The sequence below is a fragment of the Paenarthrobacter sp. NPDC092416 genome (assembly GCF_044755025.1).
Taxonomy (GTDB): domain Bacteria; phylum Actinomycetota; class Actinomycetes; order Actinomycetales; family Micrococcaceae; genus Arthrobacter.
The window spans coordinates 1-7,092 of sequence record NZ_JBIVQG010000031.1; the positions used below are offsets into that span (position 1 = coordinate 1).

Below are 7,092 nucleotides of genomic sequence, written 5' to 3' on the forward strand. Positions count from 1 at the left end.
ACACTATTGAGTTCTCAAACAACAGGTCACTATTCCAAAGCAGTACCACCAGCCTTCGCTGGATCGCTCCGGAGCAACTTTTCAAACTTACCCGAACCAGCCGCACAAAGCAAACCAGATCCAAGCCCCCCAAACCACACCAACGACGCACAAAAACGCCACCGAAACCGGCCATTTGAAAGGGAGTCCGTCACCATCTTTCCGCATTCAGCGGCGGCGACTCAGAAAACAATACACGCTCCCCCGGACCCGCGCAAATCGGGTCTGGAGAAGCGTGCAAAGTCGTACAGAAACCGCGGGAACTAGGCGGAAACCTCAATGGTTGCCAGGTTCTTCTTCCCACGGCGCAGAAGCAAGTAGCGGCCGTGAAGCAACTCGTCCTGGGCAATGACGGCGTCGGGATCGGACACTTTGGTGTTGTTCACGTAGGCGCCCCCTTCGCCAACAGTGCGCCGCGCCGCCGATTTGCTGTCTGAAAGTCCCGAGGCAACCAGCAGATCAATGATGCCCAAACCGTCGGTACCGATCCGCGCCGTCGGAAGTTCCGACGTCGCGGCTTCCAACGTGCGTTCGTCCAGGACCGTGAGATCGCCGTTGCCGAATAGCGCGGCTGAAGCTGCGATGACCTTTTCCGTTGCGTCGACGCCATGCACCAAAGAAGTGACTTCGAAGGCGAGCTTCTTCTGGCCCTCACGGGCAAACGGACGCTCCGCAACGGCCTGCCCCAGCGCTTCTATTTCTGCGCGCGACAGGAACGTGAACACCTTGAGGCGATCCACGACATCAGCGTCGGCAGTGTTTAGCCAGAACTGGTAGAACGCGTACGGACTGCACATCTCCGGGTCGAGCCAAATGGCGTTGCCCTCGCTCTTGCCGAACTTGGTGCCATCCGAGTTGGTGATCAGCGGAGTGCCCAGCGCATGAACGCTCTTGCCTTCCACCTTGCGGATCAGTTCGGTGCCACTGGTCAGATTGCCCCACTGATCCGAGCCGCCGGTCTGCAATGCGCAGCCGTAATCGCGGAACAGCTGGAGGTAGTCCATCCCTTGCAGGATCTGGTAGCTGAACTCCGTGTAGCTGATGCCCTCGTCCGAGCTCAGGCGTGACGCGACGGCATCCTTGCGCAGCATGGTACCCACACGGAAGTGCTTGCCGATCTCGCGCAGGAAATCGATCGCGCTCAGCGGAGCCGTCCAGTCGAGGTTGTTAACCATGCGGGCGGCACTCCCGCCCTCGAAGCTCAGGAAGCGCATGACCTGGTTCTGCAGGTAGACCACCCACTCCGCGACGGTGTCCTTGGTGTTCAAGGTGCGTTCCGCCGTCGGACGGGGATCGCCGATGAGGCCGGTGGAACCGCCCACCAGGCCAAGCGGCTTGTGACCTGCCAGCTGGAGCCGACGCATCACCAGCAACTGCACAAGGTTGCCCAAGTGCAGCGAGGGAGCGGTCGGGTCGAAGCCACAGTAATACGTGATCGGGTCCCCGGCGAGCAGCTTTTCCAGTTCCGTTTCATCAGTGGAAACGTGGACAAGGCCGCGCCATTTGAGCTCCTGCCAGATGTTGGCAAAGGCGGGATCGTTGTGCTGGGACTCGAGGTTGTTTACGTGTGACACGAGTTCTAAGTTAGCAGGATTGGAAGGCCTGTTTTGTCTAGCGCTCGATGCCGGCCGGCAGCGGCGCCGCGGCGATGAGCCGCAGACGCTGCGTGGGCCTCGTCATGGCCACGTAAAGGTCCCCCACCTTGCCGTGCTCGTGGTTGAGCATCGCTGCAGGTTCCAGGACTATGACGCCGTCGAATTCCAGGCCCTTGGCTTCTTTGGGACTGATCACAACGATGTCCTGCTCATAGCTGCCGGCGCCGGCGCCGATGCGTCGTCCGTAAAGCTTCCGCAAGGCCGCAGTGGCTTGAGGCAGGAGCGGGCCGTCGGCAATCACAGCCAGCAAGCCGCCGTCGATCGCTGTTACTTCCTCCGGCAGGACCTCAACAAGCCTGGAGACGATGCCGTCCGCATCCACGCGGTCCACGATCGGCGACCATTTGCCTTCGCGGACGGCCTTCGGGGCGGAGACCACGAGGCCTGCCCTGTTGGCCATCCGTACAGCGGCCTCCGCGATCTGGGACGGCGTGCGGTAATTGACGGTCAGCTCTTCGAGCTGCCAGCGGTCACCGAACGACGGCGCCAGGGCACTCGCCCACGAATTGGCGCCGGCCGCGGCGCTCGTCTGGGCGATGTCCCCCACAATGGTGAACGACTTCAGTGGGCAGCGCCGCACCAGCAGCCGCCACTGCATGGGCGAGAGTTCCTGGGCCTCGTCAACCACGATGTGGCCGAATGCCCAGGAGCGATCGCTCGTGGCCCGTTCGGCGGCAGTCAAGCGACCTTCGCGTTCCTGGTTCTGCTCAGCCAGCTCTTCTGCGGTTACCAGGACGTCGACGCCCATGGCCTCCATGTTGGCCAGCGTCTGCTTGGCATTGGCGAGATCGCGGGCGCGGTCCGCTTCTTGCTGCGCCAGCCCCCTGCCCGCAGCGGGGTCAAGTTCGCCCAGCAATTCGGCGGCCTCATCAAGGAGCGGCACATCGGCCTCGGTCCACGGGGCATCCACGGGCCGCGTCAGCAACGCCCGTTGAGCCGGCGTCAGGTGTGGCGTGCAAGCCTCGAGGATAGCGGGCTTGCTGAAGAGCTCGGAGATCAGCTTCTCCGGAGTCATGGGCATCCAGCACAGGTTCAGCGCAATGCGGACATCCCGTGCAGAGCGGACATCTTCGGCGAGGTAAGCGCGATCTGCATTGTTGCCAATATTGGCTTCCTCGACAAGGTCGGTCAGTTGTTCGGTGAGCTCCCGCAGGAGGATCTTGACGAAGGTCAAGCGTGCCTCGTTGTGGGGCTTGCCGGTGGCACGGGCCTTCTCACGGGCACGGCGGACCTGACGTACGGACAGCGTGAGCTTCCGGGAATCGACCTCAAGGATGCGGTCCTCAGCCGGCGTCCTTTGACGGTTCGCCACCGCGTTGGCCACCACGGTGGCCATGTCGAGCTTGCCCTTGAGGGCGGCGACGTCGGCGTCCTCCTCAGGGACGGCGTGAATGCCCGGCATCAGGCGGCCAAGGCTCGCCATGACCACACCGGTTTCACCCAGCGAGGGCAGCACGCGCTCGATGTAGTGCATGAACGAGGACGACGGGCCGACCAGGAGGACGCCGGCACTCTTGAGGCGATCGCGGTGCGTGTAAAGCAGGTACGCGGCGCGGTGAAGCGCCACGGCGGTCTTGCCCGTTCCCGGACCGCCCTGCACCACGAGGGCGCCGGAAATGGAAGAACGGATGATCCGGTCCTGCTCGGACTGAATGGTGCCCACGATGTCGGACATGCGGCCCGTGCGCTTGGAGTTCAGCGCAGCCAGCAGCGCACCTTCGCCTTGGAGGGAGTCGTTGTCGGCGAGCATCCCGGCATCAAGAACATCGTCCTCGATCGCTTTCACGTCCCGTCCTTGCAGGATCAGGTGCCGACGCCGGCGCACGCCCTGGCGGTCGAAGGCGGTGGCCTGGTAGAAGTGGCCGGCTTCAGGCGCACGCCAGTCAACCATGAGCCGTTGGAGATCCGCAGTGGAAAGGCCGATGCGACCGATGTACTGCGCCTCACCCGAGTCCAGGTCCAGGCGGCCAAAGACCAAACGGTCGTCGACGGCGTCGAGCTGGGCCAGACGGTCTTCGTACAGCGCCGCGAAAGCGTCACGTTCGGAAACGTTCTGCATGGTTCCCACTGCGCCCGCCTTGCGCACTTGCGCCAGCTGGGCGCGCTTTTCTGCGCGCAGCTCATCCAGCCGGGCATAGAGCCCGGCGACGTATTCCTGCTCGTGGACCAAATCAGCGTCGTGCATCGAACTGTAACCCCTATCGCAAAAGACAGACCGTCCATTCTACAGCGATTTCCGTAAACGTGTGGGGTGGCTGCCATGAGGCGGATCACGTCACACAAAGTTCACGTCCTGCTTACCTTTTTAGCGTTCGCCCAGGACACCAGGGGTGCTTTGATGCTGCAATGCAGCACGATGTCACCCTTTCCGGGCACGGAATCAGCCTGGTTCCCCTGTCGCCTTGGCACGCACATGCCCTCCACGGGTTCATCGATTCCGAATTGTGGGCAGGCATGGCGGCCAGCCAACCGCAGAGCGTCGACGATCTGGCTGGCCTGTTCACCACACGGCTGGGCGATCCGGGATCCATTGCCTTCGCCGTGGCCCATGAGTCCACCGGACAGACGCTGGGTACGACGTCACTGACGGATTACAGCCACGCCCAACAACGAACGGACATCGGCGGCACCTTTTTTGGCCGCCCTTATTGGGGGACGCCTGCGAACCGGGCCAGCAAGCACCTGCTGCTCGCCTATGCCTTCGACGTTCTCGACGTCGATCGGGTTGGCTTCCGCTGCGACGCCCGCAACACCAGGAGCGCCACAGCCATCTCCCGCCTTGGAGCCAGCTACGAGGGCACCTTGCGGAGCCACCGCCTGGCACCGGACGGCACCCGGTCCGATACCGCCGTCTTCTCGATCCTGCGGGACGAATGGCCCGGCGTCCGCGACCGGCTCCTTGAACGGCTGGCCGTGATGGAGTGGCCAACAGAGCAACCGGCCCCGCACGGTTGGGCCGCCTGAACCGGCTCCCCCGAGGCGCCACCTACCCGCTGATACCGCGGTTGCGTGGCCGTGCTGGCTTGTAGCGCGAGACGGTCGGATCGTCCTCAATCCAGTACCGCCACGGATAGTCCGTGCTCCCTCCGTCGCCCGCGACCCCCACCCGCGGCCCGCTCGCCACAGCTGCCGCCTGCGACTCCGGCAAGCACACACTGAACGGCGCCGCGAGCGCGTCCCGGCCTGTGTCCGCCGTCGTCAGCCCCAGTGCCGAGGCGAGTCGGGCAGGTCCACTGGCCAAGTCAGTGGAGACCTTGGACGCGGGTCTCCGGGCCTTGGCCAGCTCCACTCCGGCCACAATCTCACCGGCACGCAGAAGCAGAGCGGAGGGCCAGCCGTCGGGTCCGCACACGATATTCGCACAGTAATGCATGCCGTAGGTGAAGTAGACGTACAGGAACCCCGGCGGTCCAAACATCGGCGCATTGCGTGGCGTGAGGCCACCAAACGTGTGCGAGCCCGGGTCCGGATGCTCGGAGTCCCGTGGCCCGAGGTAAGCCTCAACTTCCGTGAGCCGAACTGACACTGGGCCAGCTTCCGAGCGGTGAGTCAGCACCGCGCCAAGAAACAGCGGCGCGACGATCCGTGGATCCTGGGCGAGGAATCCACGCACCTCACCGGGCTCGCTGGCTGCAAACGCGCTCATGCCCAGACCTTAGCAACTCCCCTCCATGGCCATGTCTGATTTCCGCTAGCCGCGGCGTCCAGCGGCTGACAGGATGAAGTCATGGACTTCTGGCAGCGCTACCGCGCGATCGACGCCCGCGACACCCGATTCGACGGACAATTCTTCACGGCCGTGCGCTCAACGGGCATCTACTGCCGGCCATCATGCCCGGCCAGGACGCCCAAGGCCGAGAACATCACGTTCTACGAAACCTCCGCCGCGGCGCACGAGGCCGGTTACCGCGCTTGCAAGCGCTGCCTACCGGAGGCGGTTCCGGGAACACCTGCCTGGAACATCCGTTCAGACGTCGCGGGCCGCGCGATGCGGCTGATCAACGACGGCGTCATCACCCGCGAGGGCGTCGACGGCCTGGCCCACCGGCTTGGCTACTCTGCCCGGCAGCTCAACCGGATCCTCAGCCATGAACTGGGCGCCGGTCCCCTGTCGCTGGCACGCGCGAGCAGAGCCCAAACCGCCAGAACCTTGCTGGTTTCCACGGATATGCTGCTCTCGGACGTCGCTTTTGCTTCCGGTTTCAACAGTGTGCGGCAGTTCAACGACACTATTGGTGAGGTCTTCGCCATGACCCCGACGGCGGTGCGCGCCACTGCGACGAAGGCCGCCCCACACCGGGGTTCTGCGGGGGCACCCGGCGCGGCTCATGCGGCGCTGACACTGAACCTGCCGTACAGGGAACCATTCGACCCCGGAATTTTCGACTTCCTGGCAGTTCGTGCGGTTCCCGGCATCGAACGTGCCGATACCTTGACAGACGGAACCCGAACCTACGCCCGGACCCTAAGACTCCCCCGAGGCAGCGCTTCCTTCACCGTTGCCTACAAGCCATCAACACCGGGCAAGCCGCTGCAACTTACTGCCACCGCCGTGGACCTCCATGATCTCCCCGCTTTGCTGAGCCGTGTCCGTAGATTGTTCGACCTGGACGCCGACCCACAATCGATCGACGACGCCCTGGCGACGGATCCCCGTCTCGTGGGCAGCGTTGCCTCTATTCCAGGCATCCGCGTCCCGGGAGCTGTGGACCCTCAAGAGCTGTTGATCCGGGCCATGATCGGTCAACAGATCACGGTGGCAGCAGCCCGGACCGCGCTCACGCAGTTGTCGGTGGCCGGCTCGGCTGTCAGCAGTCCCACGCCGGGGCTCGAACAGCTGTTCCCGACGCCGGCCGAACTCGCCGAGCATGGTGGCGAACTCCTGAGAGGTCCCCAACGCCGCATCGACTCCATCATGTCCGCGGCCGAAGCCATGGCCACCGGTTCGCTCGACCTTGGTTATGGCGATGACCCCGCGAGCCTTGAACGCAAGTTACTGCCCTTGCCTGGAATAGGACCTTGGACCGTGGGCTACGTGGCCATGCGGGTGCTGGGAGCGCCGGATATCTTCCTGGCCAACGACGCCGCAATTCGGAACGGGCTGAAAGTCCTCCCTGTGGGGGTGGGACTCAGCGCCGATTTCCGCGAGGTAAGCCCGTGGCGGTCCTACGCGACCATGCATTTGTGGCGGGCAACAGCTAAGCCTGCGGACGGGTAGCCCATGCTTCTTTCCTCGCATCCCGACGTCGGCACCCGGCTGAGTGCCGACGTCGAACTGCTTCCTCGGGACGGCGAACCGGGACGTGAGAGTGTCCCTATGTTGTTCGTCAAGGGGTTTGGGGTGTTTTGGGGTGGTAGAGGCTGCCATCGCGGAGCATGGCGAAGAGGGTGTCGCAGC

General features: G+C 64.0%; 5 protein-coding genes. 2 read left to right on the forward strand and 3 right to left on the reverse strand.

Translation table 11 applies throughout. The annotated features are described in order from the left end of the window. Window positions 1-302 precede the first annotated feature (302 nt). Both tyrS and ACIQC5_RS24135 read right to left on the reverse strand, forming a co-directional pair. Window positions 303-1,613, reverse strand: coding sequence for a tyrosine--tRNA ligase (tyrS, locus tag ACIQC5_RS24130; protein ID WP_400287742.1), 1,311 nt, complete (start codon window positions 1,611-1,613; stop codon window positions 303-305). Between the two features lie 37 nt (window positions 1,614-1,650). Continuing rightward, window positions 1,651-3,879: an AAA family ATPase gene (locus ACIQC5_RS24135; protein WP_400287744.1), complete on the reverse strand. Its 2,229-nt coding sequence runs from the start codon at window positions 3,877-3,879 to the stop codon at window positions 1,651-1,653. A 161-nt stretch (window positions 3,880-4,040) separates the two neighbouring features. Here ACIQC5_RS24135 and ACIQC5_RS24140 point away from each other — a divergent pair, with 161 nt between their 5' ends. Beyond that, complete coding sequence (locus ACIQC5_RS24140) at window positions 4,041-4,658, forward strand: GNAT family N-acetyltransferase (protein ID WP_400287746.1); 618 nt, start codon at window positions 4,041-4,043, stop codon at window positions 4,656-4,658. A 22-nt stretch (window positions 4,659-4,680) separates the two neighbouring features. Here ACIQC5_RS24140 and ACIQC5_RS24145 read toward each other — a convergent pair whose 3' ends face one another. Beyond that, on the reverse strand, window positions 4,681-5,340 hold the full coding sequence (locus tag ACIQC5_RS24145; RefSeq protein WP_400287747.1) for a DNA-3-methyladenine glycosylase: 660 nt from the start codon (window positions 5,338-5,340) through the stop codon (window positions 4,681-4,683). 81 nt (window positions 5,341-5,421) lie between these two features. Between ACIQC5_RS24145 and ACIQC5_RS24150 the strand changes: the two genes are divergently transcribed. Further along, complete coding sequence (locus tag ACIQC5_RS24150; RefSeq protein WP_400287748.1) at window positions 5,422-6,912, forward strand: AlkA N-terminal domain-containing protein; 1,491 nt, start codon at window positions 5,422-5,424, stop codon at window positions 6,910-6,912. Window positions 6,913-7,092: the final 180 nt, after the last annotated feature.

Coding starts and splice junctions, on each gene's coding strand:
- ACIQC5_RS24135 (WP_400287744.1), bottom strand. CDS start 3,879: ATGCACGACGCTGATTTGGTCCACGAGCAGGAATACGTCGCCGGGCTC.
- ACIQC5_RS24140 (WP_400287746.1), top strand. CDS start 4,041: ATGCAGCACGATGTCACCCTTTCCGGGCACGGAATCAGCCTGGTTCCC.
- ACIQC5_RS24145 (WP_400287747.1), bottom strand. CDS start 5,340: ATGAGCGCGTTTGCAGCCAGCGAGCCCGGTGAGGTGCGTGGATTCCTC.
- ACIQC5_RS24150 (WP_400287748.1), top strand. CDS start 5,422: ATGGACTTCTGGCAGCGCTACCGCGCGATCGACGCCCGCGACACCCGA.